Consider the following 13,530-nt stretch of genomic DNA (forward strand, 5'->3'; position numbering starts at 1 on the left):
CGTGGCGGGCGTCCCGTTCGCCACGGTCGAGGATTACGAGGCGAGGTACGGCTCGCCCGCGCCGGAGAACGCGGCGGCGGTCATCGCAGACGCGAACGACGCGGTGCTCGGGGCGTACCTGCGGGCCGACGGCAACTACGAGCAGGGGTGCAACCCAGTCTTCGACCTCAACGCCAAGGCGGTGGCGTGCGCCATCGCGCATAGGGCGCTGTCGGCTCCGGCCGGCTACGCCGGCGCGAGCCAGTACTCGCAGACCGCAGGCCCGTACTCGGCGAGCCTCACGTTCGCCAACCCCAACGGCGACGTCTACATAGGCAGGTCCGAGCTCAAGCGCCTGGGCCTGGCGGGGACGCGCGTCCATTCCATCAGGCCGTCGATCGGGGGCGGCGATGGAGCTCATTAGGACGCGCGCCGTCACGGTCAGGCGGCCAGTCGCCAAGGGGGCGGACCGCTTCGGCAACCCCGTGGTCGAATACGAGCCCGAGGGGGTGGCGGGCGCCCTCGTGGCTCCCGGCGCGACCTCGGACCTCGACGCGGCGCGCCCGGACGGCGCACGCGTCGCCGTCACGGTCCATTTCCCCAAGTCATACGCGAAGCCGCTGAAGGGCTGCGAGGTCGTCGTGGGCGGTCGGACGTACCGCGTCGTCGGCGACCCGCAGCCCTATGCGGACGAGAACTGCCCCGGGCCGTTCGGGCTCGCGGCGGAATGCGAGGCGGTCGATGGGTAGCGTGCGCTACAAGCCGAGCGCGGCGGCGAAGCGGAAGATCCTGAACAGCCCCGCGTGCGTGGCCATGGTCGACCAGCACGCCCAGCGCGTGAGGGCGGCGGCGGACGCCATGGGGAGCGCGACCTACGCCGCCGACACCCGCCCGGGGCGCGTCCGCGCCCACGGCATCGTCTACACGCCCAGCGAGCACGCCATACGCTCCAACGCGAAGCACAACACGCTGCTCAAGGCGCTCTACGGAGGAAGGTGAGTCGATGGCGTTCTCCATCATCCAGGCGCTCATAGAGTGGCTGCCCGGCGAGATCGGCGTCCCGGCGCACGACGCGCCGCCCGACCCCAGGCCGCGCAGGTTCGCGACCGTCGAGCGCGTGGGCGGCGAGAGCGCGGTCGGAATCGACCGCCCCGTCCTCGCCGTCCAGCTCTGGGCGCCCTCCAACGCCGAGGCGGAGGAGCTCGCCCTGGAATGCCGCGAAGCGCTCAACCTGAGGGCGGCATCCATCCCGCGCGTCCACGGCGCGCACGCGAGCTCGCCCGTCAGCTTCCCCGACCCAGATTCAAGAAGCGCCCGCTACCAGATCACGGTGCGGGCTACCACGCAGTAAGGAGATCAAATGGCACAGACCAATGTGGACGCCACCAACGTGGGCGTCGGCAAGCCCAAGGTCGGCGGCGCCGTGTTCATCGCGCCCGTGGGATCCAAGCTCCCCACGGACGCGTCGTCCCCGCTCGACCCCGCATTCAAGTGCATCGGCTATATCAGCGAGGACGGCATCACCTTCACCGAGGAGCGCGACAGCGCCGAGCTCGTCGCGTGGGGCGGCGACACCGTGAGCTCGTCCCAGACCTCTTATAAGGAGAATGTGAGCTTCACCCCCATCGAGACCCGCCCCGAGGTGGCCAAGATGGAGTACGGCGACGACAACGTCGAGGTCGAGGCGGGCAAGATGCACATCAAGCACACCTCCGCGCCGCTCCCCGAGAAGGCGCTCGTGTGCGAGACGGTGCCCAACGAGAAGACGGTCACCCGCTACGTCGTCGAGCGCGCGAAGCTCACCGAGAAGGGTGACCTCGCCCTGAACGACTCCGACCCGCTTGCACGCGAGTGCACGTTCGCCGCCCTGCCCGGAGCGGACGGCGTGACCGTGCACGAGTACCATGCCATCACCGGCCTCACCGCGGAATAGGAGCGGGAATGGCAGACATCATCGATATCTCCGAGCTGTCAGACGAGCAGGTCGCGGAGATGAGGCGCCAGCTGGCCGAGAAGGAGGGGCGCCCCGCGCATCCGCCCGTGCGTCACGTCGAGGTCGACGGCATCGAGCTCGACGTGGACATGCGCCGCATGCGCGACTACCGCACGCTCGCGCTCATCGCCAAGGTCGAGCGAGGGGACGAGTTCGCCGCGGTCGAGCTGTTCCAGTGGATCTTGGGCGGCGACCTCGACCGGGTGGTCGAGGAGCTGTCCGACGAGGACGGCTTCTGCGATGCCGAGGCGTTCGCGCGCTTCTCCGCGCGCGTCCTCGAGGAGGTCGGCGCAAAAAACTGATGGCGCTCGCGCGCGCCCTGGTCGAGCATCCGGCCGAGGTGCGGGCGGATTTCCAGGAGCACTACGGGCTCGACATCGACCGCATGGGGGACGCGTTCTCGTGCCTCCATGCGGCCGACCTGCTCATGCAGCTGCCCGAGGGCGCGCGCACGCGGATCGCCTACGACCCGCGCGCCGCTTGGACGTCCGACCGCACGCTCGCGGCCGCGACGGTGAACGCCCCGCACAACCTCGTGTGGATGCAGTCGAAGGACGGGCGCCGCGGGCGCAACCGCCCGAAGCCCATCGGGCCGTTCGAGGACCGGACGCGCCGCAAGGGCGAGGGCATAGCCATGACGATCGAGGAACTCGAGGAGCACCTCGCACGGGTGAGAACGGAGGTGCTTGATGGCTAGCACGGAGCTCGGAGCGGCCTACGTGACCGTGATGCCGAGCATGAAGGACTTCCAGTCACAGGTCGACTCCGGCGTGAAGCGGGCCTTCGGCGGCGTCAAGGGCATCGTGTCCGGCGCGCTCGCCGCGGGCGCCGCGGCGGCGGGCGCGAAGTTCAGCTCAGCCGCCATGCAGGCCTACGCGGACTTCGAGCAGCTGCAGGGTGGCATCGAGACCATGTTCAAGGGCTCGGCGTCGACCGTGGCGGCATACGCCGCCGAGGCATACAAGAGCGCGGGCCTGTCCGCGAACAGCTACATGGAGCAGGTGACGAGCTTCTCGGCGAGCCTGCTGCAGGGGCTGGGCGGCGACACCGCCAAGGCGGCGCGCTATGCCGACCAGGCGGTCAAGGACATGTCCGACAACGTCAACAAGTTCGGCTCGAACATCCAGAGCGTCCAGGACGCCTACCAGGGATTCTCGAAGCAGAACTTCACGATGCTCGACAACCTCAAGCTCGGCTATGGCGGCACCAAGGCCGAGATGGAGCGGCTCATCGCCGACGCGAACAAGGTCAAGGCCGCCCATGGGGAGATGGCGGACCTCTCCATCGACAGCTTCGCCGACATCACCGAGGCGATCCACGTGGTGCAGACCGAGATGGGCATCACCGGGACCACGGCGGCGGAGGCCGCCACGACCATCTCGGGCTCCGTCGCGAGCATGCGGGCGTCCTGGAAGAACTGGCTCGCGGGTCTCGCCAACGACGAGGCGGACGTGGGCGCGCTCACCGACCAGCTGGTCGACAGCGCCGTGACCGCGGCGGGTAACATCATCCCGCGCATGGGGCAGATCGCGTCGTCGCTGGGCGAGACGCTCATGGCCAAGGGCCCGGAGATCGCCTCCAAGCTCGGCGGGGCGTTGCTCGACGCGCTGCCGCAGACGCTGTCCCAGACGTTCCGCAGCTCGGTGCAGCTGTGGGACATGGGCGGCACCCTCGAGGAGAAGGTGCGGCTGACCTTCGGATACCTCAAGGCCGTGGTGGCGCAGGAGTTCTCGGGGATGCTCTCGGCCCTGGGGCCGGAGGTCGAGGGCTTCGCGTCCAAGATCGCGGGCGCGGCAGGGGCCGTGGCGGCGTTCAAGGGGGTCTCGTCCATCGGCGGCATCGCCGCCGGCATCGCCCCGCAGCTCATGTCCGCGGGCAAGTCCGCCGGGTTCTTCGTCAAGAGCTTCGCCGGCATCGCGAGGACGCAGGGCGTGGGAACGGCGCTCTCGATGCTCGCGAGGAACCTCACCGCCACGGGCGGCGCCCTGTCGTTCCTGACGAGCCCCATCGCGCTCGTCGTGGGCGCTATCGCCGCGCTCGCCGGCGCATTCGCCTACTTCTACACCACCAACGAGGGGTTCCGCTCCACCATCGACGGCATCGGCGCGACGATGATGACATCGATGGGGCCGGCGCTGGCATCCATAGGCCAGACGCTCGGCGACCTCGCCGCGACCGTGATGCCGCAGATCCAGGCGGCGCTCTCGGCGGTCGCGCCCGTTATCATGCAGATTCTCACCGTCGTCGCTCAGCTCGGCGCGGCCCTGGCGCCCATCATCGCCCAGGTCGTCGCGACCGTGCTGCCTATCCTCGCGCAAATCATCGCTGCGGTGGTGCAGGTGGCGAGCGCGATCATGGTCGCCGTCATGCCGGTGCTGCAGCAGATAGTCGCGGCCATCCAGACCGCGATGCCCTTCATCCAGGCGGTCATAACCACGGTGATGGGCGCCGTGCTCGGCGTCATCCAGGCGGTGTGGCCCGCCATCAAGGGCATCATCGACGGCGCGCTCGCGGTCATCCAGACGGTCATCACGGCCGTGATGCAGGCGATAAGCGGCGACTGGGAGGGCGCGTGGAACACCATCTCGACCTTCCTGTCGGGAGCATGGGAGAGCATCAAGGGCGCCGTCTCGGACGGCATCCAGGGGGTGTGCGACTTCTTCTCGGGCCTCGGCAGCAAGATCCTCAGCGCTATCGGCGATGTGGGAAGCCTGCTATGGGACGCCGGCAAGTCCATCATCGACGGCCTGTGGCGCGGCCTCAAGAGCGCATGGGACAACGTGACCGGATGGTTCGGCGAGATCACCTCCGCTATCCCCAACCTCAAAGGTCCGCGCTCCGTCGACGCCAGGCTGCTGGTGGGCAACGGCCGCGTCATCATGGACGGCCTGCTCGGCGGCATGAAGGACGGTTGGACGGGAGTCGAGGGGTACCTCTCCGAGCGAACGGACGCCATTTCGTCTGCTTTCGGCGGCGCCATGGCGGATATCGAGGATCCCGCTTCCTGGGGCTCCATGAGGTCGGACGTCCGTATCGCCGCCGACGCATCCTCTGCCGTCGGTCCCGAGGGGCCCGATGCCGTGATGGAGCGCGTGCTCGACGTACTCGTGCAGATCCTCGAGGCGCTCGATAAGTTTCCGAAGGGCATGAGCCCGAGGGAGTTCAGAAGGGCGGTGGCCGCTTGTGTCTAGGCTCGCCTACGAGAGCGCTACGGGGCCGGAGGCCGTATCGCTCGACGGACCCGTGATCTTCGCGGGCGCCGCGTGTGCATTGCGTGGCAGGCAGCTCTCTTACACGCTCGGCACCCGGGGCGCGGGAGGGATCTCCCGCCATGCGCGGGAGGTCTTGCTGGACATCACGAGCGTCGATGGCGCGGCGCTCGATGCGCTCGGCGAGGTCCTCGACCGCGATGCGGCGGCCGGGGAGCCAGGGAGCCTGGTGGTCGATGGAGTGTGGCGCACGCGCGCCCTCGCGGTCGCGCAGGACGTCAAGCGGGTCTCCCCGTGGTCGGTCTCCGCGGCGCTGAAGCTCGTGCTCGCAGACGGCGTCTGGCGCAGGAGGGAGACGACGGAGTTCACGGCTCCCGAGGCATCTGGTCCGGCTGGCCTCGACCTGCCCTGCGACCTCCCGTGCGACCTCGGGTCCCCGCCCACCCGCTCCGTTCTCTCAGTGGGCGGTTTCGCTCCGGCATGGGCGCGCATCACGGTGTACGGCCCCGCCATCAACCCCTGCGTGGTCATCGGAGCCAACCGCTATCAGGTTGACGCGACGGTGCCGGCGGGCGGCTACATGGTAGTGGACGGCATGGCGGGCACCGTCGAGGTGGTCGACGGGAACGGGGACGTTGCGAGCGTCTTTGCCAAGGCGCATCGCGGCGGTGGTGCCGGGCGCGGCGAGTACATCTTCGAGAAGATCGCCCCAGGCGAGCACGAGGTCTCGTGGAGCCGTGGATTCGGCTTCGACGTCACGGTCTACGAGGAGAGGGGCGAGCCGCCATGGAGCTGATCGTGCTCGACGAGCGCCTGCAGGCTTACGCGGCATCCCGCGACTTCGACCTCGATATGGCCATAGGCGAGGACGAGAACGACTTCAGCCTGGTCTGCCGGGATGTCGAACCGGTACCGCGCGGCTACGTGCTCATCGACGGCACGGAATACGGCGGCGTGATCGACCGCTGCACCCTGAAGGTCGAGGGCCGCGCGAGCACGGCGACCTATAGCGGCCGCACGTGGCACGGCATCCTCGACAGCAAGGTGATCGAGCCGGACCCCGGTCAGAGCCATCTCGCCGTATCGGGGGATGCCAACGCGGTCCTCGCGTCGCTCGTCTCCCGCCTTGGGCTCGGGGCGTTGTTCGCCGCCAGGGCGGCCCCGAGCGGCATCGAGGTGTCGTACGCGTTCGATCGCTACACGAGCGGCTACCACGGCGTTCGAAAGATGCTTATGAGCTCCGGCGCCAAGCTCAAGGCGGCCTTCGACGGCTCGCGTGTCGCGGTGTGGGCGGAACGATGCAGCGAGCATCGGGACGAGGTCGACTCCGATCTCATCGATTTCGAAGTGGTTCGCGAGCACTCGCCCGTCAACCACCTCATCGGGCTGGGCAGCGGACAGGGCGCGGAGCGGGCGGTGTGCCATTGGTACGCCGATGCACAGGGACGGGTGTCTCAGGCGCAGAGCCTTTTCGGCCTGGACGAGAGGTCGGCGGTCTACGACTACAGCAACGCGGCCGCCGAGGAGCTGCGGGTCGAGACGCGCAAGAAGCTCGAGGAGCTGCAGGGCCAGGGCGGCGTGTCGGTCGAGGTGCGCGACGGCTTCGAGATGGACGTGGGAGACACGGTTACCGGCCGGGACAACTCCACGGGCATCGCCGTGTCGGCGCGCATCGTCAAGAAGATCGCGGCCGTGAAGGACGGGCAGCTCACCGTCGATTACGAGGTGGGCGCAGAGAAGGCTAGCCGATCGCTCGCGGGCAGCGCGGAATCATCCGGCGGCGGGCACTCGTACGACGCCGGCCGCGGCTTGAAGTTGGAGGGCTACACCTTCAGCGCCGAGGTCGCGGGCGAGGACCTGGCTGCCGTTGAGTCCAAGGCCGCCGAGGCGGTGCGAACGGCATCGGGGGCGATGGCGGCCGTGGGTGCGTCGGTGGCCGAGGTGCGGGCGAGGTTGCCCGTGACAGCGACGCGCAGCGGGCGCGAGGTCGCCGTCGGCATAGATCTGGTGGGCGCGGACGAGGCGAACGGCTGGTTCGCGTGACGCCGGGTGAGATAGAAAACCACAACATAAGGAGGACGCTATGGCGGGAAAGGCCATGTCCGAGGAAGCGGGCCGCGAGCTCGTAAACACATCTAAGTCCAAGTTCGCGGGCTCCATCGCGTTGAGCGGCCTGCAGATCCAGCTCAAGAACGCGCAGTCGTCCCCGGCGGTGCTGTCGAGCGCTACCATCCCGACAGCGAGCGGCTCGGCGCCCGGCGCGATGAGCGCCGCCGACAAGGCGAAGCTGGACGGCGTGCAGACGGGTGCGAACAAGTACGTCCTGCCTGTGGCGGGCAAGTCTCTCGGCGGCGTCAAGACAACGTCGGACGTGGCGAGCGCGGCGGGCTACACCCCCAGCCCCATCGTGGACGGCGTGGTCTACTACAAGGACACGCTCTATCCGCCCGCGAGCCAGACGGCCCCGGGCACGATGAGCGCCGAGGACAAGAAGAAGCTCGACGGCATCGAGGACGGCGCCACGTGCGTCATCGTCGACGACTGGCCCGAGCCTCGGTCCCAGAACGCGGTGTCGTCGGGCGGCGTCCACGAGAAGCTCAAGAGCGTGAGCGACTACCTCTCCCTGAAGGCCCCGCTCGCCAGCCCCGCGCTGTCGGGAACGCCGACGGCCCCCACGCCGTCCGCGGCCGACAACTCCACCAAGATCGCGACCACGGCCTTCGTCCAGACCGCCGTGCGCGAGGCGGTGACGGGCGCGACCGCCTACCAGGGCGGCGCGGAGAGCTACGCCGCCATCATCGCCACGGCCTACAAGCCCGGCTGGTACTGGGTCGTGAAGACGCCCGGCGCCTACGCGGGGCAGGCGTGCGAGGCGGGCGACATGGTGTTCGCCAACACGGCGAAGGGCTCGACCTCGAAGGACAGCGACTTCGACATCATCCAGAGCAACATCGACTTCGTGACCGCCGCAGACGTCAAGGGCTGGTTCTAGCATGGCTGCGGCGCGGCGGGCGATGTCGGAGGAGTCGGGTCGCGAGCTCGCGGCCCAGGTGAAGGCTGCTGCGGCGGGAAAGGCTGACATCGGGCACTCGCACCCATGGGCCGACGTGGCGGGCAAGCCGTCTACGTTCCCGCCCCAGCCCCACACGCACCCCTACGCGGGGGCGTCGAGCGCGGGCGGGGCCGCCACCTCGGCTCTGAAGCTCTCGACAGCCCGCACCATCACGTTGACGGGCGCGGTGAGCGGCAGCGCGAGCTTCGACGGCAGCAGGAATGTGACCATCGCCACCACGGGCGGCGGCGGTTCCGCGCAGCAGCCGAAGATGCTCTACGACAACGGCTTCTGGCGCGTCATCGACCACGGCGGCACGCTGTCGTGCACGGCGCGCAACATCAAGACGGGCTCGGGGAGCTGGGACGCCATCGAGTGCAGGTACACCGTGCCCGCTGAGCTGCGGCCCGCCGTCGAGGTCATCGCCGCATGCGCCACGCAGAGCGGAGACAGCGGCGCGGGCTTCATCCGGGTCAAGCCCGACGGCAAGATCTCGATGGGGCAGCTCGGCAACGCGGGGACCGCCGAGCCGCGCTTCGGGCAGGTCATATGGGTGCCTGGAATGTAAGAAAGGGGTCGTGAATGGCGATCGAATTGGTTGACGGCCATGCCGGGCGGGCACATATCTCGTCCGAAGACCTGGCAGCCCTTAACGTCGGCGTGGTCGGCTTGGAAGGCTGCATCTTCGACTGGGGGCAGAATTTCCAGTGCACGATGAGCACGAGCAACCGAGCGACCATAGCCACGGGTGCAGGCATGGTGAAGGGGCTGCGCTTCTGGGCGAAGGGCACCGAGAGCCTGACGGTCCAGAGCGGGTCGCAGGGATTGAAGCGCCACGACCTGGTGGTTGCCCGATATAAGAAGGACCCGAGTGGAGTGGAGTCCGTGGCCTTGGAGGTCATCAAAGGAGCTCCGCATGCGTCCGCGCCCTCCGATCCCGCCGTCGGCGCGGACGGGATGGCGCTGTGGCGCATCCCGCTGGATGGCCTGTCGGTAGGCAATCCCGTGCGAATGGCTCCGATCGTGCCGAGCCTGCAGTCCCTTGGATGCAAGAAGCTGTACGAGAACGACTATTGGAGAGTTATTAGGCACGGTGGCGCCTGCACGGTTTACGTGCGGAATATTATCACCGATTCGGGGCCCTGGGACACTCTCGATTGCAAGTATAACGTGCCCGCCGAGCTGCGGCCCGCCACCGAGTGCCTCGCCGCCTGCTGCACGCAAGACGGAGACGGAGGCGCCGGGTTCGTGCGGGTCAAGACCGACGGAACGATCTCGGTGGGCCAGCTGGGAGGCGGCGGCACCAACAAGGTTCGCTTCGGCCAGCTCACATGGGTCCCGGGGATGTGATGCGCGTGGAGACCCAGGCACCGGAGACCCGTATCAAGCTCCTCGAAGGCCGCATGACCTCTGCCGAGGAGCGCATCACGACGCATGGCAAGGAAATCGACGCGCTCACCGAGCAGCAGGTCCGCACGCAGGAGCGCGATGCGTTCCGCGACAAGCAGATGGCGAGCGTGGAGAGCAAGGTCGACCGCATCGACGGGAAGCTCGACCTGATGGCGGCGAAACCCGCGGAGAAATGGGACAAGGCTACGTGGGTGGTCGTCGGCGTGATCATCACCGCCGTTTTGACCGCGGCCCTGTCGCGAATCGGATTCTAAGGAGGTAACGATGAACATCAATTGGCGTGTTCGATTCAAAAATCCCATCTTCTGGGCGCAGTTGACCTGCTCCATCATCATGCCGCTGATCGTCGGCATGGGCGCCACATGGGAGGACATGACCACGTGGGAGGTGCTGGGCTCCACCATCATGGCGGCGCTCGGCAACCCCGTGGTGGTCGTGGCCATGCTCACGTCCGTATGGGCGTGCGTCACCGACCCCACGACCAGTGGCACATCCGACAGTGCCGCCGCCCTCGGGCGCTCCGAGGTCGCGCCGAACGCCAACCATCGGAAGGCCTAGACGATGGACTACAAAAATCTAAAGGCCGACGTCGAGTTATATATCCCCAAGCACTTCACGTCCGGTCGCCGCGGGAGACGAATCGAGTTCGTGGGCATCCACCACACGGCTGCGGTCGGCCTGACCGTGCGCGGCTGCTACAACGTCTGGCAGACCCGTCCCGCGTCGGCTCACTACCTGGTGCAGCGAGACGGAGTGATTGGCCAGCTCGTCCACGATCGCGATACGGCCTGGGCGCTCGGGGACTTCGACGCCAACTGCCGCTCGGTCAACATCGAGCACGCCAACAACGGCTCAGACCCATGGACGGTGAGCGAGGCGTGCCTGGACTCGGGCGCGCACCTCGTGGCGGCCCTGTGCATTGCCTACGGCTTGGGCCGACCTATGTGGGGCGGCAACGTGCGGCCGCATTCGATGTATATGGCGACAGCCTGCCCGGGCGAGCTGGCGCTCTCCCAACGCGATGCCTACATCGCTCGCGCGCAGCGCTACTACGACATGATGGCCGCTGGAGCGGCAGACGAGGAGGAAGAAGTGAAGGACGAGGATATCGAGAAGATCGCTCAGCGCGTTTGGACCATCGAGAAGGGCCGCGAGACCCACGACCGCTGCTATCGCATGACCTCCATGCTGAAGGCCATGTGCGGTATCGGCGCCGAGGACACGACCGACCCCAAGAGCATCGCGGGCGAGATCTACAATCGCACCATCGACCGCTGGGCGCGATGCACGGCCATGCTCAAGGCGATATGCGCCATCCCCAAGGAGTCCATGGCGATCGAGGACGTGCCAGAGGAGCTTGACTTCAGGCTGTCAGACTGGGACGTGGAGCGCATCGCCGAGCGCGTTGCCGAACTGGTCGCCGACCGATAACGAACGCTGCCCCTCTCGCTTCGGCGGGAGGGGTTTGCTCGGTTCCGGTTTGGAGCATCATGAAGCTGCTGGGGCTGATGGCTCGCATGGTCGAGTCATGAGAGACGGGGTAGAATAAAGTTGCCATAGTCCGGATATGCGTCATCGGCTGCAATCTATTCAAGGACTGCATAGGACAAGGTTCAAGCGGTGGCAGTCGGCAATAGCCCGTGTCCACTATGGTCGTTTCGTATAGTGCGAGCTACTAGGGTCGTGCGTCTGCTTTAACATGTTCGTGCAAGAACTCAAAATCCTCCGCTGGCAACAGCGTGTGAGTTCGAATCTCACCTCGGGCACCATAGATTAGACAAGGGCCTCGGCAACGGGGCCCTTTACGTACCACGCCGAACTCACGCGAGTGCGCGAGCGTCTAGCAAACGCGCGAGCGTTTGTAGCGAGCGCGCGAAGGATGCCGGAGGCATCCGAGCGCCGCGGGCCGCGCAGTGGCACGCTTCGAATCTCACCTCGGGCACCATAGATTAGACAAGGGCCTCGGCAACGGGGCCCTTTACGTACCACGCCGAACTCACGCGAGTGCGATTCATGGTGAAAGCGTGAAGAGCGCTCACTCTGTGATATTATGCAATCTGCACTGTGTGAACACAGTAGCCAAAGTGGGACAGTAAGTCCCCACCTTTCGGCGCCATTGAGCAGCTGTCTGGTCCAACAAGTTAGTAATGCAACGACAAGATTGTTGTCGTTATTATGCTTGCAAGACCTGGATGCTGCTTATGGATCCGGGTCTTGTTTTCTATTCCGAAGGAGGTAAGGACATAGCTAAGTCTGATGACACCCGTATTAATGACGAGATCACCGGCACTACCTGCCGCCTGATCGGCGTCGACGGCTCGCAGCTCGGCCTGTTCGGCATCCGCGACGCCCAGCGCGTTGCAGATGAGCAGGGTCTCGACCTGGTCGAGATCGCCCCGAATGCAAACCCGCCGGTGTGCAGGGTCATGGATTACGGGAAGTTCAAGTACCAGCAGGCTATGAAGGCCAAGCAGGCTCGTAAGAACCAGTCCAAGGTCGAGGTCAAGGAAATGAAATTCCGCCCCAAGATCGACGTTGGCGATTACGAGACCAAGAAGGGCCATGTCCTGCGCTTCCTGAAGAAGGGTGCGCGCGTTAAGGTCACGATCATGTTCCGTGGCCGCGAGATGGCTCACCCCGAGCAGGGTCTCAACGTGCTCGAGCGTCTTTCCGAGGACCTCAAGCCCTACGCTACGGTCGAGTCGGCTCCCAAGCTTGAAGGCCGTAACATGCTCATGCTCCTCGCACCCATTAAGGGCGCCTTTGATAACGAGGCCAGCGGGGCCAAAAATGGCGAATAGCCATTTCTTCGTGTACGAGTAACCGAGAAGGAGAAGTTCATGCCTAAGATGAAGTCCCATAGCGGCACCAAGAAGCGTTTCCGCCGCACCGGCACGGGCAAGATCATGCGCTGCAAGGCGTTCAAGAGCCACATCCTCACCAAGAAGACCACCAAGCGCAAGCGTGGCTTCCGCCAGGAGACCGAGCTGGCCGCTGCCGACAAGAAGGTCGTCAACGGCCGTCTCGCTGGCAACTAAGCCATCCCTTTAGTTTCCCCTCATCCATTTTTAGGAGTTGATTAGATATGGCACGTGTGAAGCGCGCTGTGAACGCCAAGAAGAAGCGTCGTACCGTCCTTAACCGCGCAAAGGGTTATTACGGTCAGGCGTCCCGCTCTTATAAGTACGCCAAGGAGCAGGTGCAGCACTCCCTCCAGTACCAGTACCGCGATCGCCGCAACAAGAAGCGCGAGATCCGCAGCCTCTGGATCACCCGTATCAACGCCGCCGCTCGCATGAACGACATTTCCTACTCCCAGTTCATGCATGGCCTGAAGCTCGCCGGCATCGAGCTTGACCGCAAGGTCCTCGCTCAGATGGCGTACGAGGACATCGAGTCCTTCAACGAGCTCGCCGCCATCGCCAAGAAGGCACTCGAGGCTTAATTCTCCTCGAAGTACAACTTCGCTATACAACAGGGTCCCATCATCGGGGCCCTGTTTTTGTATGCATGCAGATTGTTCGAAATGATCATGCAGAATTGTCTTGAGCCCGTGGACTTGCGAAACTTTCAAGATGCTGCGAACAATCAGCACTCTTATTCGGCGAGCACGTTGGTTCGGGATAAGCGTAAGCGGGGATAGGGCTTCCCAGTATTTAATAGGAGGCATGAGCGGACGCTATGCGGCGGGGGCACCTTCCCGCACGGGCGTCGTCACCACAGTATGGTTGCTCGATCCCATCAGCTATTAATTCATTCGAACAAGAGGCGGGTTGCGCAACTATATTGAAGCCAAGACCGCAATCTGAATCCTATGTTCAGCCAGATGTGTTCAAGTTGTGGAGGACGATATCCCCGGCGGCGGGGGAGCGGGGGTGTGGCAATAT

At 65.8% G+C, this 13,530-nt stretch carries 19 protein-coding genes and 1 tRNA gene; all 20 read left to right on the plus strand.

The genetic code is table 11. The features are described 5' to 3' along the window. The first annotated feature begins 1 nt into the window (after nt 1). Nucleotides 2-403 (plus strand): Gp19/Gp15/Gp42 family protein, encoded by a 402-nt coding sequence (locus E4J93_RS01065; protein WP_187231545.1) that lies wholly within the window; start codon nt 2-4, stop codon nt 401-403. Beyond that, the gene (locus E4J93_RS01070) at nt 390-728 is read left to right on the plus strand and encodes a head-tail adaptor protein (protein WP_147587629.1); all 339 of its coding nucleotides are present in this window, start codon (nt 390-392) and stop codon (nt 726-728) included. Before E4J93_RS01065 ends, E4J93_RS01070 begins: the two co-directional genes overlap by 14 nt. Next, entirely contained in the window at nt 721-978 is a 258-nt protein-coding gene (locus E4J93_RS01075) for a hypothetical protein (RefSeq protein WP_147587630.1), read from the plus strand. The genes E4J93_RS01070 and E4J93_RS01075 overlap by 8 nt, the downstream gene beginning before the upstream one ends. A gap of 4 nt (nt 979-982) precedes the next feature. Then, nucleotides 983-1,330, plus strand: a complete 348-nt coding sequence (locus E4J93_RS01080) for a hypothetical protein (protein ID WP_147587631.1) — start codon at nt 983-985, stop codon at nt 1,328-1,330. A 9-nt stretch (nt 1,331-1,339) separates the two neighbouring features. Further along, nucleotides 1,340-1,912: a phage tail protein gene (locus E4J93_RS01085; protein ID WP_147587632.1), complete on the plus strand. Its 573-nt coding sequence runs from the start codon at nt 1,340-1,342 to the stop codon at nt 1,910-1,912. Nucleotides 1,913-1,920: 8 nt separating this feature from the next. Further along, a complete protein-coding gene (locus tag E4J93_RS01090) occupies nt 1,921-2,274 on the plus strand; it encodes a hypothetical protein (RefSeq protein ID WP_147587633.1) in 354 nt (117 codons plus the stop codon). After that, the gene (locus E4J93_RS01095) at nt 2,274-2,669 is read left to right on the plus strand and encodes a DUF5361 domain-containing protein (RefSeq protein ID WP_147587634.1); all 396 of its coding nucleotides are present in this window, start codon (nt 2,274-2,276) and stop codon (nt 2,667-2,669) included. Before E4J93_RS01090 ends, E4J93_RS01095 begins: the two co-directional genes overlap by 1 nt. Continuing rightward, a complete protein-coding gene (locus E4J93_RS01100) occupies nt 2,662-5,163 on the plus strand; it encodes a hypothetical protein (RefSeq protein WP_147587635.1) in 2,502 nt (833 codons plus the stop codon). The genes E4J93_RS01095 and E4J93_RS01100 overlap by 8 nt, the downstream gene beginning before the upstream one ends. Then, nucleotides 5,156-5,977 (plus strand): hypothetical protein, encoded by an 822-nt coding sequence (locus E4J93_RS01105; RefSeq protein ID WP_147587636.1) that lies wholly within the window; start codon nt 5,156-5,158, stop codon nt 5,975-5,977. Before E4J93_RS01100 ends, E4J93_RS01105 begins: the two co-directional genes overlap by 8 nt. Beyond that, on the plus strand, nt 5,968-7,224 hold the full coding sequence (locus E4J93_RS01110) for a hypothetical protein (RefSeq protein ID WP_187231546.1): 1,257 nt from the start codon (nt 5,968-5,970) through the stop codon (nt 7,222-7,224). The genes E4J93_RS01105 and E4J93_RS01110 overlap by 10 nt, the downstream gene beginning before the upstream one ends. Nucleotides 7,225-7,264: 40 nt before the next feature. Further along, on the plus strand, nt 7,265-8,173 hold the full coding sequence (locus E4J93_RS01115) for a head fiber protein (protein ID WP_147587637.1): 909 nt from the start codon (nt 7,265-7,267) through the stop codon (nt 8,171-8,173). A gap of 1 nt (nt 8,174) precedes the next feature. Then, nucleotides 8,175-8,801, plus strand: a complete 627-nt coding sequence (locus E4J93_RS08140; RefSeq protein ID WP_222705669.1) for a hypothetical protein — start codon at nt 8,175-8,177, stop codon at nt 8,799-8,801. A 14-nt stretch (nt 8,802-8,815) separates the two neighbouring features. Next, complete coding sequence (locus E4J93_RS01125) at nt 8,816-9,583, plus strand: hypothetical protein (RefSeq protein WP_147587638.1); 768 nt, start codon at nt 8,816-8,818, stop codon at nt 9,581-9,583. A gap of 5 nt (nt 9,584-9,588) precedes the next feature. Next, the gene (locus tag E4J93_RS01130) at nt 9,589-9,897 is read left to right on the plus strand and encodes a hypothetical protein (protein WP_222705670.1); all 309 of its coding nucleotides are present in this window, start codon (nt 9,589-9,591) and stop codon (nt 9,895-9,897) included. Between the two features lie 10 nt (nt 9,898-9,907). Further along, entirely contained in the window at nt 9,908-10,201 is a 294-nt protein-coding gene (locus tag E4J93_RS01135; protein WP_147587640.1) for a phage holin, read from the plus strand. 3 nt (nt 10,202-10,204) lie between these two features. Beyond that, complete coding sequence (locus E4J93_RS01140) at nt 10,205-11,074, plus strand: peptidoglycan recognition family protein (protein WP_147587641.1); 870 nt, start codon at nt 10,205-10,207, stop codon at nt 11,072-11,074. Between the two features lie 205 nt (nt 11,075-11,279). Next, nucleotides 11,280-11,412: transfer RNA gene (locus E4J93_RS01145), tRNA-Leu, on the plus strand. Between the two features lie 432 nt (nt 11,413-11,844). Further along, the gene (infC, locus tag E4J93_RS01150; RefSeq protein ID WP_187231549.1) at nt 11,845-12,444 is read left to right on the plus strand and encodes a translation initiation factor IF-3; all 600 of its coding nucleotides are present in this window, start codon (nt 11,845-11,847) and stop codon (nt 12,442-12,444) included. A 39-nt stretch (nt 12,445-12,483) separates the two neighbouring features. Next, a complete protein-coding gene (rpmI, locus tag E4J93_RS01155) occupies nt 12,484-12,681 on the plus strand; it encodes a 50S ribosomal protein L35 (protein ID WP_147587643.1) in 198 nt (65 codons plus the stop codon). 47 nt (nt 12,682-12,728) lie between these two features. Beyond that, nucleotides 12,729-13,088: a 50S ribosomal protein L20 gene (rplT, locus tag E4J93_RS01160; RefSeq protein WP_006720998.1), complete on the plus strand. Its 360-nt coding sequence runs from the start codon at nt 12,729-12,731 to the stop codon at nt 13,086-13,088. The last annotated feature ends 442 nt before the right edge of the window (nt 13,089-13,530 follow it).

Origin of the sequence: Collinsella sp. BA40 (assembly GCF_008014645.1) — a bacterium.
In the GTDB taxonomy this organism is placed as follows: domain Bacteria; phylum Actinomycetota; class Coriobacteriia; order Coriobacteriales; family Coriobacteriaceae; genus Collinsella.

Excerpts from the sequence above, each read along its gene's own strand:
- E4J93_RS01085 (WP_147587632.1), top strand. The coding sequence starts at position 1,340 with ATGGCACAGACCAATGTGGACGCCACCAACGTGGGCGTCGGCAAGCCC.
- E4J93_RS01140 (WP_147587641.1), top strand. The coding sequence starts at position 10,205 with ATGGACTACAAAAATCTAAAGGCCGACGTCGAGTTATATATCCCCAAG.
- E4J93_RS01075 (WP_147587630.1), top strand. The coding sequence starts at position 721 with ATGGGTAGCGTGCGCTACAAGCCGAGCGCGGCGGCGAAGCGGAAGATC.
- E4J93_RS01070 (WP_147587629.1), top strand. The coding sequence starts at position 390 with ATGGAGCTCATTAGGACGCGCGCCGTCACGGTCAGGCGGCCAGTCGCC.
- E4J93_RS01115 (WP_147587637.1), top strand. The coding sequence starts at position 7,265 with ATGGCGGGAAAGGCCATGTCCGAGGAAGCGGGCCGCGAGCTCGTAAAC.
- E4J93_RS01125 (WP_147587638.1), top strand. The coding sequence starts at position 8,816 with ATGGCGATCGAATTGGTTGACGGCCATGCCGGGCGGGCACATATCTCG.
- E4J93_RS01110 (WP_187231546.1), top strand. The coding sequence starts at position 5,968 with ATGGAGCTGATCGTGCTCGACGAGCGCCTGCAGGCTTACGCGGCATCC.
- infC (WP_187231549.1), top strand. The coding sequence starts at position 11,845 with ATGGATCCGGGTCTTGTTTTCTATTCCGAAGGAGGTAAGGACATAGCT.
- E4J93_RS01095 (WP_147587634.1), top strand. The coding sequence starts at position 2,274 with ATGGCGCTCGCGCGCGCCCTGGTCGAGCATCCGGCCGAGGTGCGGGCG.
- E4J93_RS01100 (WP_147587635.1), top strand. The coding sequence starts at position 2,662 with ATGGCTAGCACGGAGCTCGGAGCGGCCTACGTGACCGTGATGCCGAGC.
- E4J93_RS08140 (WP_222705669.1), top strand. The coding sequence starts at position 8,175 with ATGGCTGCGGCGCGGCGGGCGATGTCGGAGGAGTCGGGTCGCGAGCTC.
- E4J93_RS01090 (WP_147587633.1), top strand. The coding sequence starts at position 1,921 with ATGGCAGACATCATCGATATCTCCGAGCTGTCAGACGAGCAGGTCGCG.
- E4J93_RS01080 (WP_147587631.1), top strand. The coding sequence starts at position 983 with ATGGCGTTCTCCATCATCCAGGCGCTCATAGAGTGGCTGCCCGGCGAG.
- E4J93_RS01135 (WP_147587640.1), top strand. The coding sequence starts at position 9,908 with ATGAACATCAATTGGCGTGTTCGATTCAAAAATCCCATCTTCTGGGCG.
- rplT (WP_006720998.1), top strand. The coding sequence starts at position 12,729 with ATGGCACGTGTGAAGCGCGCTGTGAACGCCAAGAAGAAGCGTCGTACC.
- rpmI (WP_147587643.1), top strand. The coding sequence starts at position 12,484 with ATGCCTAAGATGAAGTCCCATAGCGGCACCAAGAAGCGTTTCCGCCGC.